The 16,721-nt window shown below is 41.3% G+C and carries 9 protein-coding genes and 1 pseudogene; 5 read left to right on the plus strand and 5 right to left on the minus strand.

Going from position 1 to position 16,721, the window contains the following annotated elements; translation table 11 throughout:
- Positions 1–175 precede the first annotated feature (175 nt).
- From AACU25_RS26980 to AACU25_RS26995, 4 genes are all read left to right on the plus strand, one after another.
- Complete coding sequence (locus AACU25_RS26980) at positions 176–1,957, plus strand: protein kinase domain-containing protein (protein WP_096580946.1); 1,782 nt, start codon at positions 176–178, stop codon at positions 1,955–1,957.
- 840 nt (positions 1,958–2,797) lie between these two features.
- Positions 2,798–3,865 (plus strand): NADPH dehydrogenase NamA, encoded by a 1,068-nt coding sequence (gene namA, locus AACU25_RS26985; RefSeq protein ID WP_096580948.1) that lies wholly within the window; start codon positions 2,798–2,800, stop codon positions 3,863–3,865.
- Positions 3,866–4,959: 1,094 nt separating this feature from the next.
- Entirely contained in the window at positions 4,960–5,940 is a 981-nt protein-coding gene (locus AACU25_RS26990; protein ID WP_321206753.1) for an aldo/keto reductase family protein, read from the plus strand.
- Between the two features lie 172 nt (positions 5,941–6,112).
- Entirely contained in the window at positions 6,113–7,234 is a 1,122-nt protein-coding gene (locus AACU25_RS26995) for a sensor protein KdpD (protein ID WP_096580950.1), read from the plus strand.
- A gap of 611 nt (positions 7,235–7,845) precedes the next feature.
- Here AACU25_RS26995 and AACU25_RS27000 read toward each other — a convergent pair.
- The 5 genes and pseudogenes from AACU25_RS27000 to AACU25_RS27020 form a co-directional block, all read right to left on the minus strand.
- Positions 7,846–10,080 (minus strand): glycoside hydrolase family 57 protein, encoded by a 2,235-nt coding sequence (locus AACU25_RS27000; RefSeq protein ID WP_096580952.1) that lies wholly within the window; start codon positions 10,078–10,080, stop codon positions 7,846–7,848.
- 161 nt (positions 10,081–10,241) lie between these two features.
- Positions 10,242–10,472, minus strand: coding sequence for a NifU family protein (locus AACU25_RS27005; protein ID WP_010995481.1), 231 nt, complete (start codon positions 10,470–10,472; stop codon positions 10,242–10,244).
- A gap of 524 nt (positions 10,473–10,996) precedes the next feature.
- Positions 10,997–12,265: a hybrid sensor histidine kinase/response regulator gene (locus AACU25_RS27010; RefSeq protein ID WP_096580954.1), complete on the minus strand. Its 1,269-nt coding sequence runs from the start codon at positions 12,263–12,265 to the stop codon at positions 10,997–10,999.
- A 289-nt stretch (positions 12,266–12,554) separates the two neighbouring features.
- Positions 12,555–14,444: an ATP-binding protein gene (locus AACU25_RS27015; protein WP_422641120.1), complete on the minus strand. Its 1,890-nt coding sequence runs from the start codon at positions 14,442–14,444 to the stop codon at positions 12,555–12,557.
- Between the two features lie 505 nt (positions 14,445–14,949).
- Positions 14,950–15,663 (minus strand): annotated as a pseudogene (locus tag AACU25_RS27020) (TIGR02117 family protein).
- A gap of 79 nt (positions 15,664–15,742) precedes the next feature.
- Here AACU25_RS27020 and AACU25_RS27025 point away from each other — a divergent pair.
- Complete coding sequence (locus AACU25_RS27025; protein WP_096580958.1) at positions 15,743–16,627, plus strand: lipid kinase; 885 nt, start codon at positions 15,743–15,745, stop codon at positions 16,625–16,627.
- Positions 16,628–16,721 lie beyond the last annotated feature (94 nt).

Raw genomic sequence — 16,721 nt, forward strand, 5'->3', positions numbered from 1 at the left:
AGCGCAGCGACGTGACTCCTGAATTCTGTTTTGATAAAAATTACTGATTCTAAACCAGATTGAGTGTGTGATTACTGTATAGTAAAGTACCATTGACTATTACAGGTGCGTTAGCCTGCGGCGTAACACACCCTACGTTTTATGAGAATTACGAATTATAAATTACGAATTATAAATGAACCTGTTGAACGATCGCTATCAAGTTATTCGCACTTTGGGTGCTGGTGGGTTTGGCGAAACCTTTCTAGCAGAAGATAGCTATATGCCTTCTAAGCGGCGTTGTGTAGTCAAACAGCTGAGACCAATTCAAAATAATCCGCAGATTTACCAAATAGTCAAAGAACGGTTTCAGCGAGAAGCGGCGATTTTAGAAGAACTCGGCGGAGCAACTGACCAAATCCCCACTTTGTTTGCTTATTTTGAAGCAGCAGGGCAATTTTATCTAGTTCAAGAATGGGTAGAAGGTGATACCCTCACAGCAAAGTTGCAGCAGCAGGGGTTATTTAGCGAACAAGCTATACAGGAATTATTGCTAAATTTATTACCCGTATTGGAATATGTTCACGGTAAGTATATTGTTCACCGCGATATTAAACCGGATAACATTATTTTGCGGCATCGTGACGGCAAACCTGTATTGATAGATTTTGGTGCGGTGCGGGAATCGATGGGAACGGTGGTGAATTCTCAAGGTTTACCTACCAGTTCGATTGTCATTGGTACGCCAGGCTATATGTCCAGTGAACAGGCTGCGGGAAGACCAGTTTATTCCAGCGATTTATATAGTGTGGGGATGACAGCAATTTATTTGCTAACTGGGAGACAACCGCAACAAATAGAAGCAGATCCCCAGACGGCGGATATTATGTGGAGACAATATGCGCCACATCTAAGTCCGATGATGGCAGATATACTCGATCGCACGATCGCCTATCATCCACGCGATCGCTTTCCTACAGCTAGAGCCATGCTGGATGCTCTGCTGAGTATAGCAAGTCCGATTCCACCAACACAACCAGTTTTCCATCAACCGCCTGTGGTGACTGTACCACCGACTATGCCTGTATCGCCTCGCCCCACTGAACCGCCAAAAACCGAACCACCAAAACCAGAAACTAACAATCGTAATAATGGTTTGGTGATGGGTGGTTTAATTGCAGGTGGCTTAATTGGTGCGGCTGTAATTATTAGTCAGGTTTTACCAAAACCTACAGTAACATCTTTAAATCAATCTACGCCTTCTGTCGCTTCCCCATCGCCAAGCGCATCTGCAAGCAATACTCCTGTGCCTCAGCAAACAGAGGTCTATAATAATGCACAGCCTAGTGCGTTTTATTTCCTGTCAGATTCAGCCTATGCTAAATTACCTGCGGCGAATCTGCGAGTGAAAGCTTTATATAATCAGGGTTACCCTCAAGCGGGTAGCTTTTGGGTACCAGACTATCCCAATTTATCAGGGCAGCAATTATATGTAGTTTATGTAGGTCATTTTAGCGATCGCAACAGTTGCATAGACCAACTCAAAACTTACGGACAAGCTAATCCTAACGCTTATTGTGCTTTTGCTAGTAAAAATGCCAATGTATCGGCGGATAGATTTTATTTTAAACAAATTGCAGGTACATCTACACCCGACCCTACGCCATCTAACACAGCAGTTACTAACACTACGACCAGCAATTACTCTTGGCTTTCCCAAAGATATGTCACCGATGCAGATTTGCAAGATAAAGACGGGTTTCAATTAGATATTATGCGAAATTGGATATTTGCCGTTCATGGTCGGCGGTTTGACACTCCAGGTATACAGGATTATTTTAATCAGCAGCCGTGGTATCAACCGACTTATTCACCTAAAGAATTTCCATCTAAATTACTCACAAAATTAGAACAGTACAACGTCGATTATATTGCCAAATATCAGGACAGTTATAACTTGAGACATTTTAAAAAATAAACTTTTTTTTAACATAATTAAAATATCAAGGGTTTTTAAGCTAGTTTTGCCCATATAGTGTTTTTTAACTCTGCATCCCATCCCAATACTACTCATACCAATTTAAATAATGTTTGCGACAGATAAATTGTTTGTAAGGGCACGGCATCCGAAATCTTTTGGCATATCAAATATCTTACTGGTGCCGTGCCCCTACCCATCTGTCGCGTTCTTTTTTCAAAATGGTATCAGTTAAGCGTTTTGAACCCAAAATTGGTTTTGGGGAAAAGGCTTCCCTGCGGGACGCTGTTCGCGAACGCCGTGAATGTCAGCCGAATGGTTAAAGGTTTTTTATTTCCCTTTTCCCCTTCCCCATTTACCCATTCCCCATTCCCCATTTACCCCTTCCCCATTATTAAAAAATTAGTTGCCTTCCAGAATCGAGAAATTTTAGTTAGGCTATCTATTAGATTCACTTTCTACGCTTTTGCCATAGCTTGGATATATGGGACTCAGTGATGAGTTCCTTAATAAGCGTGCTTTTCCTGAAGAAATGCATAACACTGTTCGCTTAAACCAAATCCGCGTCTTTAGCTTGGTAACAAATGCTCAAAGCCAATTGAACAAAGTATAAATAACCACTATTTATATCAGTGGTTGATTTGGTTTTTGCCTTGGTACTAATAGCTGCGGAGTATCGTAGTGAATGATGTTGATGTTATCGAATTATTTGTGTTGATGGTTTGCTCGCTCAATTAAGTGTGCCGATTCGCACATCTACAGCAGTTGCAACCAACCTGAGTCTATTGTGTAAGTCCGTCCGGAATTTCTTTTACGTAGCAAGAGAAGGAATCAATAGTAATGGCACACCTGTTTGAACCATTTAGTATTCGTGATGTGACATTTCGCAACCGCATTGCCGTTTCACCTATGTGCCAATATTCTAGTACGAATGGTTTTGCTAATGATTGGCACAAAATTCATCTAGCTTCTCGTGCTGTTGGCGGTTCAGGGTTGGTGCTAACAGAAGCAGCAGCAGTAGAGGCGCGGGGACGTATTAGTCCGCAAGATTTGGGAATCTGGTCAGATGAACACATTGAAAATTTAGCCCAGATTGTGGAATTAATTCATAACTTTGGTGCTGTGGCGGGAATTCAACTAGCTCATGCGGGGAGAAAAGCCAGTACAGCCAAACCCAGCAAGGGAGGAAAATTTTTAGATGAATCCCAGGAGGGGTGGCGACCTCTTGTGTCCAGCAGTGCGATCGCTTTTAGTAAAGATGCTCCCATACCAGAAGCTTTGACTTTAGAAGGTATTCAACAAGTTACTCAAGCTTTTATCCAAGCTGCTCAACGTTCCTTGCAAGCCGGGTTTAAAGTTATTGAAATTCATGCTGCTCATGGCTACTTGCTGCATCAATTTCTCTCACCACTAGCGAATACTCGTACAGATGATTACGGCGGTAGTTTTGAAAACCGAACTCGGCTGATAAGGGAAGTTGTTGAAGGAGTGCGAGAAATTTGGCCGCAAAGCAATCCATTGTTTGTGCGAATCTCCGCTACTGATTGGGTAGATAAAGGTTGGGATATAGAGCAAAGTATCGCTTTAAGTGACAAACTGAAGTCTTTGGGTGTGGATCTAATTGACTGCTCATCTGGTGGCATTATCCCAGGAATTAATATTCCCTCAAAACCAGGTTATCAGACTCAATTTGCCGAACGCATCCGCAAAGAAGCCAAGATTGAAACAGGGGCCGTTGGCTTAATTACATCTCCTGAACAAGCTGAAAAAATTATTAATACAGGAGTAGCGGACATAGTATTGTTAGGGCGGGAATTACTTCGTAATCCTTACTGGCCACATCTTGCAGCTAAACAGCTAGGACACGAAAAACTTTGGCCTGTACAATACGATCGCGCTTGGTTGTAATCATGATCAAATCCCCTGAAATCATCCTAAATTAAGCACAAAACCCACCTCTAACTCTTTCTGTTAAACAGCAAGAAATTAGGGGTGGGTATTTTCAAATTTCATAATTCTCTATACCTGTATTTATGTACTCTAGATATGACATTTACGAAACATGAATGTCATAAAATTGTCATACCTATAATACTTCTCTAGATATATATTTAATAAATCTCTTCTGATAATATTTTTTTAACTGGTGATTTTTCCAGCACAGCATGAAAAGTTGACAGAATTTTGCATTGTTGCAGATCATCGGTAACCGAATTTTGTCAAAGTTGTCAAAAATCAAAGTTTTTATATGCTTGCTAAAAAGAGTTGATATAAAAAATTAATAACGCAAAAAAATTAAACTGTTAAATAAAGTATTCCAAAAATATTGAAAAATTGCCGCAAATTACAAAGCATTGAAGTACAGATAATCGTAGGGGCGTAACATATTGTGCCCCTATTTATTTTTGTACATCACTGTTTATCTCTCTGTTCAACAAAGCAATTATACCAATTTGAAAAAACAATACGACAGATTGTAGGGGCAAGGCACTGCCCATTAGTGTTAACTTAAGCTAAAAGCTATATACGGTGCGTGTTGTACAAAAACCCTCGCCCTCATCCCCTAACCCCTTCTCCCTCAGGGAGAAAGGGAATTAAATCTCTTGCTCCCCTCTCCTGGTGGGAGAGGGGCTGGGGGTGAGGGCGAAACCTTGCAACCAAGAGGGTTTCACGTTAAGTTGACACGTATGGGCAGTGCCTTGCCCTCTAGAATATTATTGATGTGTTGCAAAAAATATTTGATTTGTATTAGTTATTTTTTATTTGGAAGTCCCCTATTGGCGCTTTGACCAATTTTTGAATTACTTCTATTACTTAAAGCTGATGAACTTTCGTTTTACCTTCCTTAATATTGCTAGCATCCGCTTTGACGCTTTCTAGCAATACGGTTTAATATTTCCCTCTTTCCCAAATTAAGGGAAAAAAATGCTGATCTAACAACACCTAGCACATCTGATCAGTACAGGGAAAATTCTCAAAATCTTTATTTGGAGGTAACAACGATGAGATCACTAGTGAAACGAGAAACGCAAATGAAATACCGCCAACTCGGTAACAGCGATCTGCGCGTTTCGGAAATTAGCCTTGGCTCATGGCTCACTTATGGGGGTGCAGTTGAGCAGCAAAATGCAGAAGCTTGTATCCACAAAGCTTTTGAAGTGGGAATTAATTTTTTAGATACTGCTAATGTTTACGCTACTGGTGGCGCTGAATCCTTTTTAGGCCAAGTCTTACAAGGAATTGATCGTTCCTCATATATCTTAGCTACTAAGGTATTTTTCCCCATGTCACCTGATGACAGAGGACTATCAGCAGCCCAAATCCACAAACAAATCGATGCTTCGCTGAAACGCCTACGTACAGATTACGTTGACCTTTACCAATGTCACCGCTACGATATCAACACACCCCTAGAAGAAACAATGACAGCGCTCACTGAGGTAGTACGTCAAGGAAAGGCGCGTTACATCGGCTTTAGCGAGTGGAGTCCTGAGCAAATTCAAGCAGCATTAAATCTTTCTGGTGTTGAACGCTTTGTTTCCAGTCAACCCCAATATTCTATGTTGTGGCGCAAACCAGAAGCAAAGGTGTTTCCATTATGTGCAGATAACGGTATCAGCCAGATTGTGTGGTCACCACTAGCTCAGGGCATACTTACTGGCAAATATCGCCCAGGAGAAGCGCCACCATCAGATTCTCGTGCAGGTAACGAGAAAATGAATATGTTTTTTACCAAAGATTTATTTAGCGATCGCATCCTTTCTGCAGTACAACAACTCAAACCTATCGCCCAAGACTTAGGCTTGAGTATGCCACAGTTAGCTTTAGCTTGGGTACTACGCGATCAACGCGTAGCTTCAGCAATTATCGGTGCTAGCCGTCCCGATCAAGTTGTTGATAATGCTGCTGCATCTGGTGTCGAACTAGATGCTGATGTACTAGCAGCGATTGATCAAGCACTTGCATCGGTGATTCAAAGGTAAGCTGGGCATGGGGCATGGGGCATGGGGCATTGGATAATGGGTAATTGGTAATGGGTAATTGGTAATGGGTAATTGGTAATAGGGATTTGTTATTTTTCTGTCTTCCTCATCTTCCTCATCTTCCTCATCCCCCAATCCCCAGTCCCCAGTCCCCAGTCCCCAGTCCCCATTCATGTTTAATTCCTCTAATTCATCCCCTGACGCTTCTTACAACCGCCCGCAGCGACGGGGGAAGCATAAAATTTTCATCGGTATGGCTCCTGGTGTGGGCAAAACTTACAAAATGCTAGAAGAAGCACATCAGCTCAAGCAGGATGGTATTGATGTGGTAATTGGCATTTTGGAAACCCACGGACGCAAAGATACGGCTCAAAAAGCCGCCGGATTAGAGGTAATTCCCCGCAAAACCAGTATCCGCCAAAATATTACCTTAGAGGAAATGGATACAGAGGCTATTTTAGTGCGATCGCCTCAATTGGTTTTAGTTGATGAACTTGCTCACACCAATATCCCTGGTTCCCCACGGGAAAAGCGCTACCAAGATGTAGAAGTAATTTTAAATGCGGGAGTTGATGTTTACTCTACTGTCAATATTCAACATTTAGAAAGTTTAAATGATGTAGTCGCCAGAATCACCAGTGTAGTGGTGCGCGAACGAATTCCCGATCGCCTGCTCGAAGAAGCTGACGCTGTTGTTGTAATTGATGTTACGCCGGAAACTCTAGAAGAGCGTTTGCGAGAAGGTAAGATTTATGGAGCTAATAAAATCGAGCAATCTTTAGAAAACTTCTTTCAGCGTCGCAACTTAATTGCCTTACGGGAACTGGCTTTACGAGAAGTCGCAGACACAGTAGAAGAAGAAGCAAACACCTCTGTCGTTGCTGGACAAACTTGTAATATTCACGAACGAGTTTTAGTTTGTATTTCTACCTATCCAAATTCTGTGCAATTGCTGCGTCGAGGCGCACGCATTGCCAATTATATGAATGCGCGACTTTACGCCGTCTTTGTCGCCGATACCGAACGTTTCCTGACTAAAGAAGAAAGCCTACACATCGATACTTGTGAAAAACTGTGCCGTGAATTTGGCGGAGAATTTTTGCACGTTAAAAGTCAAACTGTTGCCCAAACAATTGCTCAAGTTGCAGCAGATTATCACATCACGCAAATAGTCATCGGTGAGAGCCAGCAACCCAGATGGAAAAGGTTCTTTAAACGACCTTTTACTCAACGATTAATGGAATTAATTAGGCAACAAAATATCGATTTACATATCATTGCTACAAAAAATTAATTAGCTATTTATATTGATAAAAATAACCTGCTTCAATATTCTAGAATCTGTCAACGAGCTTGCGTTGTTTCAGGCATTTAAGCTTGAATAAACCTCCTTAACCAAAACTGAGGTTAAAAAAATAAATTGACAACAAAAACAATAATTTTGGAGGGGGTTTGGGGGACGCAACCGTCACCCAATCGGGGGTTTGGGGGATTCTCCCCCAATTGAGCTAGCTGTTTCCACAACTGACCAATCACTAATGATCTTATTTGAACTGTATTAGTTTATAAATGCAACTTTTATAGGGTTTATGACGCAATGTAAATAATGCGATCGCACCCGCAAAACCTGGTTTTCTCGTTTAATTGAGGGGTGTAAACCTCTATTCGCCAAATGAGTCCTCTAAAGCTACAAGAAGCAAGGGAGCAGGGAGATCTTAGCAAGGCGGAGAAATTAATACAGAGCTTTTACTCTGCCCCAATCAAGCGTTCTGGAAGGACGGGGCTTGTACCCATGTTCCGCACCGCACTCGCGTTGGGGGAGCAAGCCGTTTCCCCCTGCTCCCTGCTCCTTTTCCCCCTGCCTCTTCCGGTCAGCGAAAGTCTTTCTTTGCTGTGCCCTTCATATTAAGGAACCTCAATCGGAATCAAAGCATTTTCTGGTAAATAATTGCAGAAGCGTCCTTCATCGGCCAAAACAAACACTAGACGCAAGGGGTAATCGGGTGGAACTTGTAAATCGGCCCAAGGTATTGCCACTTCTAAACAATGGTCAAACGCTACTTGCGCGCGGCTAAAACGCGGATACCATTGAAGGTTTTCTCCGGCTTCACGAAACTGTACCGATTGCGTCAGTAAATTAATTTCTAGATGATGATGATACAGGTAATTAACTGGCGCTACATCTGGGAGTTCTGCCAAAGGAATGGGGCTATTGTGCATGGTTTTGTTGGGATAAAACCACAGCAAATTCAACTCTGTGGGTAAACCCTGCCCTGGTACAATACCGCTTTTGACATCCATCCGCAAATAGAAATTGAGGTGATCTACCCCATACCAAAGTCGTTGAATGGCACTGCTGTTGTGCATTGTACCCCGTGCGCCGCCGATTTCTATGCGTCCGGCCTTATCCCAGTCTTGTTCATCACCTTTACCATCGATAATGGGATGAATAAATCCTTGGGGAGTATGGTCTGTACGGGCTGCGTGTATTTCTAATGGTTGTCTAAGATAAGGCGGTATCGGCTCATTTAATGCTTTGTAAATGCCATAGAGGTGTTCGCGAAATAACTGGTCAAAAATGGCATCTTGATTTGAGGAATGTCCTTCGCCAAACCACCAAAACCAATCAGAACCTTCGGCTGCATATAAAGCTTCCCATGCTTCTGGGTTATTTTCTTCTGTGGCTTCTGGGTGACTAGCAAGCATATTCCTAGCTTGTGTCAGGTAATCCCAGGCACGGTTTTTTACAGGGTCGCCAATCCAAGTTGTAAAGCTACCATCAACCCAAGAACCGCTATGCAGTTGTTCTCCAGGAATAGTGGCTGTAGCAGGAAACTTTTCCAGATATTCTGAAACTGTGACGAGTTTTAAATGCGGTTCGTTACTGAGAGTTTGATATAAAGCCTCTAGAAAAATTTTGCCATCTTGAGGATAAAATTCCCAGCAATTTTCGCCATCCAAAGCAATAGTCACTAACCAAGGTTGTTCGCTTTGTCGATCTCTTTGCATTTTAGCGATCGCTTGCAGGTGTCCGACTAAATCTGCTACAGCTTGTTTTGTCGGCATTGCCCCATAGGTAAAGCCAATCAAATCCGATAATCTATGATCGCGGAAAACAATTGACACATCCCCGGCTGGAGTTTGGAGGCGATAAGGTCGATAGAGTAATTCTGGTTCCTCCACATTCCCCGCCCCATCGCGATGAAAAAAGTGTTTTAGCGTCCAGCCTAAAACCGCTTCATCTGAGCAAATCCACTTAAAACCTTGTTTGATAATATACGGTAATATAGCTGGGCTAACTGATTGTTCCGAAGGCCATAAGCCTCGCGGTTCTTGCCCAAAGCGGTCTTTATATAACTCCCAGGCTTTATTTAAGTGACGGGGAATGTCTTCCGCCCACTGAAAACGCTGCTGTGGTAAATTCATTTGGGGCACAGCTACCCGACCGGAATTAGTATCAGCTAATAAGGGCAGAATCGGGTGAGTGTAAGGCGTAGTTGTGACTTCCAACTGACCAGCAGCCTGCATTTTGCGATGTTGGGGAATAATGCGGCTGAGGATTTCTTTCTGTTTAGAATAAATCCGCTGGCGATCGCTTAAAGTAAAATTGCGACCTTGACTTAACCAAGCGGCAATTTCTGGATCATCCCAAAACAACGGATCGATCCACGCCAGATTATGCCAAGCCAGCAAATCGCTGTAATCATGCTGTTGCCAATTTTCTAAACACCAAGCTTCCCCTTGTTCCTGCTTTTGGTAATACAACTCGGCATAGCGGGGATGGGGGTCAATCAAGGTGTGGTGATTAGCATCAAAAAAATGTTTAACAATAAATTCCCTCTGTTGTAGAGTCAACTGTTCGACTGGTGTCAAACTGGCAGTGAGATAGGGGTCAAAAGCTGTGCCAGCAATGTAATCTTCCAGTTGCAGTATGAGAGATGGCACTAAATTTACAGTTTGGTGCAACTTGGGATATCGCTCCAAAAGTAACACTAAATCTAGATAATCCTTAGTGCCATGTAACCTCACCCAAGGTAAGCGGTACTGTTGACTAGAAGATAAAGAAACGCCGCTGTCAGGAGATTTGTACAGCGGCTGATGTTGATGCCAAATAAAGGCAACGTACAGAGGTTGGGTCATAGAAAATTACGGGGTAATGGGCTTTGGGCATTGGGGATGGGGCATGGGGCATGGGGCATAGGGCATAGGGCATAGGGCATTGAGAAGGAAATTTTTCTCCCCTGCTTCCTGCTCCCTGCCCCCCTGCTCCTTTCTAATCCCCAGTCCCTAGTCCCTAGTCCCTAGATAACTTGCTCTACTTCAGCAATTTCGGGAATCATTTCCCGTAGACGACGTTCAATACCCATTCTTAAAGTCATGGTAGAGCTAGGACAAGAACCGCAGGCTCCTTGTAAACGCAATTTAACGATAGGCCCATCAAGTTCTACAAGCTCCACATTACCGCCATCCGAGATTAAATAAGGGCGCATTTCATCCAATACTGTTTCCACGTTGTCAATCGTCAGTTCCATAGTTTCAGACCTGTAAGTTAACTAAGAGGATGGGGAATTAGTCTATAGTCGAGCTAACTCAATACTATAAAGCTACTTCCTAAAATTGTATTTTTTAGCTTTGTTAAAACGATCCTAGATCTAATTGCAGCGAGTTTGTTACTTCTTGGGATTCAGTTGTCTATTTATGATGACTAAGGGGATGGGAAGGGGGAATGGGGGATGGGTAATGGGGAATGGTGGGGATGAGGGAGATGAGGGAGAGAGTCAAGCAGAGGGGCAGGGAGCAGAGGAGAAATAATTAATGACAAACACCCAACACCAAATTACCTAGTCCCCAATCCCCAGTCCTTTCAAGGGTAGGGTTTTCAGAATCTCAAAAATAGTTGAGAAAATTCTCAATTGTTTAACGTGGTTTGGTCGTTTCAGGATTTAAGCATCGGCTGAAATAGCCAAAAAATGGCCAAATACAAAATACCTACCCTTGAGAGAATCCCCAGTCCCCAATCCCCAGTCCCCAATCCCCAATCCCCAATGCCCAATCCCTAGTCCCTAATCGGAATTTTGATACTAAATTCAGTTCCCTGACCAGGCTGAGAATTTACTTTTAATATGCCATTGTGTTTTTCTACAATAATTTGATGGGCGATTGATAAACCCAGTCCAGTGCCTTTACCCACAGGCTTGGTCGTAAATAGAGGTTCAAATAATCGCTCTTGAATTAAATCAGGGATACCCATACCATTATCAGCAATGCGAATGTTGACGCAGTTTTGAGCATCTATATCTGTTGTAATTTGGATTTGGGGGATAGAAGCGCTCATTTTGCTATGTATCATGGCTTCATCAAGGGCATCAATGGCATTGGCCAGAATATTCATGAAAACTTGGTTGATTTGCCCTGGATAACAATTAACCTCTGGTAACTGGCCATAAGACCTGACAACTTCGATGCGAGGGCGATCGCCTACACTTTTCAGGCGATGTTGTAAAATCAACAACGTGCTATCAAGTCCTTGGTGTAAATCCGCAGGTTGTTTGGTGTCAACATCTGCACGGGAGAAGTTGCGGAGTGAGAGAGAAAGATTTCTCAGTCTATCTGTACCTAACTTGAATGAGTTGATAATTTTTACTATATCTTTGAGGGCAAATTCTAGATCCAATTCCTCACTAGCATCTGTAATTTTCGCTGAAGGATGGAGATATTCTTGTTGATAAAGTTGCAAAATTTCGGTAATAGAAGCAATATGTTCTTCTAAATGTTCGATATTGCTGAAGATAAAACTAATCGGATTATTGATTTCGTGAGCCACTCCAGCGATTAACTCTCCCAATGTTGACAGTTTTTCTTGCTGCACTAATTGAATCTGAGCTTGTTGTAAAGCAATAGTGCGATCGCTAAGTTGCCGTTCTAATGATTCGGTAAGCCGTTTCAGTTGTAAATGTACCCGCACTCTAGCAATTACTTCTTCTTGGGAAAAAGGTTTGGGTATATAATCGACTGCGCCTAGAGAAAATCCTTTAGTTTTGCTATCTATATCTGCTAAAGCCGTGGTAAAAATTATCGGAATATGTTGACTATCCTGATTTGCTTTCAGGCGACGACAGGTTTCAAATCCGTCAATCCCTGGCATTTGCACATCTAGCAAAATTAGCTCTGGGGGGTTGCGTTCGACTTGTGTGATCGCACTTTCTCCATTCACTGCTACTCGGAATTTAAACCCAGCACTACTTAAAGCAGCAGAAAGAACGGATAAATTTGTTGGGTTGTCATCAACAATCAAAATAAATCCAGTTTCTGAAGTTGTTGTCATATATATCTGTTGGGGATTTGGGGAATGGATAACTCCCAATACTGCTCGGTTAAGGATTGTCAACTCTTAATTTGGTTGGGGGAAAAGGTGAAAGGGTAAGGGTTAAAGATCTTTTCTTGCCCCTTTCCCCTTAACCGTTTCCCCCTTAACCGACAAGTATTGGGATAACTCCCCACTACCTGCGATCGTGGGGATGAGAGGTACTGGGGATTGAGTACTGGAAGAAAGCAGGAGAGAAATAATTAACTCCAAACACCTAACACCAAACCCCAAATATCAAATTTTTCTCTTAAGTTAAAGGTAGATATTTTTGTACAAATTCTTCTAAAAGTTTGACTTGAAAATTACTCGCAAAGTGAGTAATTTGCTGGGCAAACTTATTGATTTTTTCATCAAGTATAGAAATTTGATTTGCTATTTCTATAATTCCTTCAATATCACCATCTCTTACTAGTTCTAGTAACTTATGTAATACTTCCTGATTAGGAGGAATTATATCTTCTTGATTATCTGTAATTCCCTTAATACTGGTAATCTTGTCATTGGATGTATTATCATAAACCCATTCCAACAGTAAATATTTTCGCAGTAGCTCTAGCAACATCTCAGCATCTATAGGTTTTGGTAAAAATGCATTTGCTCCTGCGTCGATACTTTTATATTGATCGGTTTCAAAAACACTAGCTGAAGAGGCAATAACAGTTGTCTTTTCAAATTGGGAAAACTGCCGTAACTGAGTAATGAATTCAAATCCATTCATTACAGGCATCATTAAGTCAGTAATTACTAAGTCTGGTTGATAAGCGCTGACTTGTGCTAGTGCTTCCTTACCGTTACTAGCTTCTATTACTACAAATCCAATTGGCTCTAGTAAGTTGATTACTACCGAGCGGTTTTGCCATTTGTCATCAACTACTAAAATCGTTCGCTTTTTCCCTTCATAGCCAACAACGGTTCCCTGACGAATTGCTCTCGAAGCTTTTGCCCAATCTTTCGCTTCTGGTAATTCTAGATCAAACCAAAAACTGCTACCTTGACCCAACTCACTTTTCACTTCTATTTGACTACCCATCAATGTAATAAATTTGTGGGTAATTGCTAATCCTAATCCTGTACCTTCAAACTGAAGTTTCTGTTCTCCTACTTGTTCAAAAGGCAAAAAGATTTTTTGCAGTTGCTCAGGGTTCATCCCCACTCCGGTATCCGTTACCTCAAATCTAATTTTGTGAATTGGTAATTGCTGAAATTCTTCTTGAGTGGCTTTAACTTCAACTTTGAAAATGACACTACCTTTTTCGGTAAACTTAATGGCATTACCCAGTAGATTGATCAACACTTGACGTAGACGTTTGTCATCGGCACGAATGCCCACAGGTAAATCTGCTGATAGTTGCACATGAAACCCGATAACTTTCTGTTCTGCGCGGATACGACAAATTTCTGTCACGCTGTCAATAAATGCGGGAAAGTAAAAATCAATCGGATTCAGTTCCAGCTTTCTCGCTTCAATCTTGGCGAGATCTAGTACATCATTAATTAGAGTCAATAAATGGGAACCGCACTGCTGAATAATCTCTACCCCTTTGTATCCCTTCTCGGTTAGCGATTCTGTACGTTGCAGAATTTGTGTATAACCCAGAATGCCATTGAGGGGTGTGCGTAGTTCGTGGCTCATATTAGCCAAAAATTCGCTTTTAGCTTGGCTGGAGTTGGTAGCAATTTCTTCTGCTATACGTAACTCTTGCTCTATTCGCTTACGCTCTACAATTTCACTTTTTAGCGCTTGATTAGCAGCTTCTAACTGTGCGGGACTGGGTATTTTTAAAGCTAGGGGAATGAGATAAACTAATGCAAATGCTGTGTATATGGAAATTAAAGCTGTGAAGGCTTTCAGTCCAGCGGCAATCCAATAGTCTGGATACCATAATGTCCAAATATCCATTAGGTGTCCTGTACCACAGGCAATAATAAAAGCACCAAACAACAGAAAAACTCCGTTGAAAGGAACATCTTTGCGTCGGGAAATAAAGTAAACAAGTAAGCAGGGAATCGAATAATAGGCTAAAGCGATTGTTGCATCTCCTATGATGTTGAGCCATACCAACCCTGTTTGCCAGAGATAACAATGTCCGTGGGGAATGAAACCGATTAAATAGAAGTCTTTCAATAACGTCAACATCATTGCATGAATCACTGATTTGGCTTTATATGATTACCATTTCAGTATTCCCAAATTACTGAGCAGTCAAAAGCGATCGCAAATGATCATTTAAAGCTTTAAAATTAGTAGTTTAGGCAGGCATAAAACAGAAATGAGCTTTGCAGAATATCAGTATATCTATCTAAGATAAAGTTCTCTGTATTTTTTGTATTTTTACTTCCCGTATTTTTACTTTATTAGTTTTTACTTTTTTCTTAAATCAGAGGTTATTTATAAAGTAAAAATAAAATTATTGTAGGATGCGTTAGGCGCTGGTTTCTAATATGATTTATCACGAAAGAACTATCCTAGCGCCTAACGCATCATCCATGCTTACTACAACGCTATTAACCCCTTCAGGTTCGGCAGTCCACTCGGCGGCATAGCCGCACGTGTGGCTGCACTCACCGCGCAACGCAGTGGCTCCCCCACTTAAGATTTACTTTATAAATGGTTCCTAATTCAACTAAATTAGATTCTTATATTATTCACAACTACTTCTTAAATGCCAAATAATTGCAGATGATAATCCATCCCAAAGCGGAGTATTGACATCAGCTTTTCTCAAAGCTTCTCCTGTCCAATTATTACAATTTCTGATTATTGAATAACTACCAACTGCATCATAAAAGCCTGCATTATTAGTATGACCATCTCCAATACGAACTACTTTACCTTGGGCATCTAACTGAAAGGTGGATTGGATAAATTGGATTAAATTTAGGTAATTATTTTTATCAAGTTTAATGCATTTCACCTTGAGAGATTTCGGTATTAATTGATAACCTTTAACATAGATTACAGAAGGGGTTGGTAAAAATAAAGCTTTGAAAATTGTAGACAATCTTAAATCTGCCACAGTGACAGTTGACATATAAAAGTCCCGGTCACCCTACCCAAAACTTAAGTAATTGTAATCATAGAAATTATCTATGCCAATTTTATCGATAGGCAGATACTGATGCCAATCAAAAATATCATTTTTAGTAGGTAATATAATATTAGAATGAATACCTGTATTAGAAATACAAATATCCAAATTGCATTTATCTTTTGGCTGAGTTCCCCATTTCCTAGGTATGAAGACACCAATTGCTAATAAAGATAAGCTAAATAAACATCCCCTAAACAAATAACGGTGACAACCACATAAAAAACGATGAAAACTTGAGTTTTTGGTAACTTTCATAACATACATTGCAGGGGGTTACCATGAAATTCACGCAAAATATCTATACGCTGAGAATGCCATACTTCACCTATAAAAGGTAATACCCATGAGTCCCCGCGCACTGCTGTTAGTCAATCATCACGCTCGCCAAGGACAAAAGCGCTTGAAAGAAGCAATCCAATGTCTCAAGGAATTGGACTTGGATTTGATTGAGGAATCCACAGAAAATCCCCAACGGTTAACAGAGATAATTCAACGTTACCAAAATCAAGTTGACTTGGTAATTATTGGCGGTGGTGATGGCACACTGAATGCGGCAGTAGATGGTTTAGTTGATACTCAGTTGCCCTTAGGTATATTACCTTTGGGAACTGCTAATGATTTAGCCAGGACTTTGGGCATTCCTAATTCTCTATCAGAAGCCTGTAAAATCATTGCTGCTGGGGAACAGCGACGCATTGACTTAGGGTGGGTGAATGGCAAGCATTTCTTCAACGTTGCAAGTATGGGACTCAGTGTCAAAATTACTGAACGACTAACCAAAGAAGCCAAACGTCGCTGGGGTGTATTCGCTTACGTAGCTACGGCATTGCAGGTAATCTGGGAATCTCGACCATTTAGTGCAGAAATCCGCATGAATGGAGAATCTATTAGCGTGCGAACAGTGCAGATTGCAGTGGGTAATGGTCGTTACTATGGCGGTGGTATGGCAGTAGTTCACGATGCCACAATTGACGATCAAAGGCTGGATCTCTACAGCTTAGAAATTAAAAATTGGTGGCAAATTATACTGTTGCTGCCATCCATGCGGCAAGGAAAACACATAAAATGGCGAGAAGTGCGTGCTTACCAGGGTCAAGAAATGGAAGTATATACCCGAAAACCACGACCTATTAATACTGATGGGGAAATCACTACATATACTCCTGCCCATTTCCATGTTATCCCTAAAGCTGTCAGTGTTTTTGTCCCTCCAACACCACAAAGTTAATTTATGAATGTTAAATTAATCACAAGTAATATATTTTGGAGCGGTTAATATTATGTGCAATTAAAGAAAATTTAATTTTTTACGGAATTACTTG

This window comes from Tolypothrix tenuis PCC 7101, assembly GCF_963874875.1.
GTDB lineage: Bacteria > Cyanobacteriota > Cyanobacteriia > Cyanobacteriales > Nostocaceae > Aulosira > Aulosira tenue.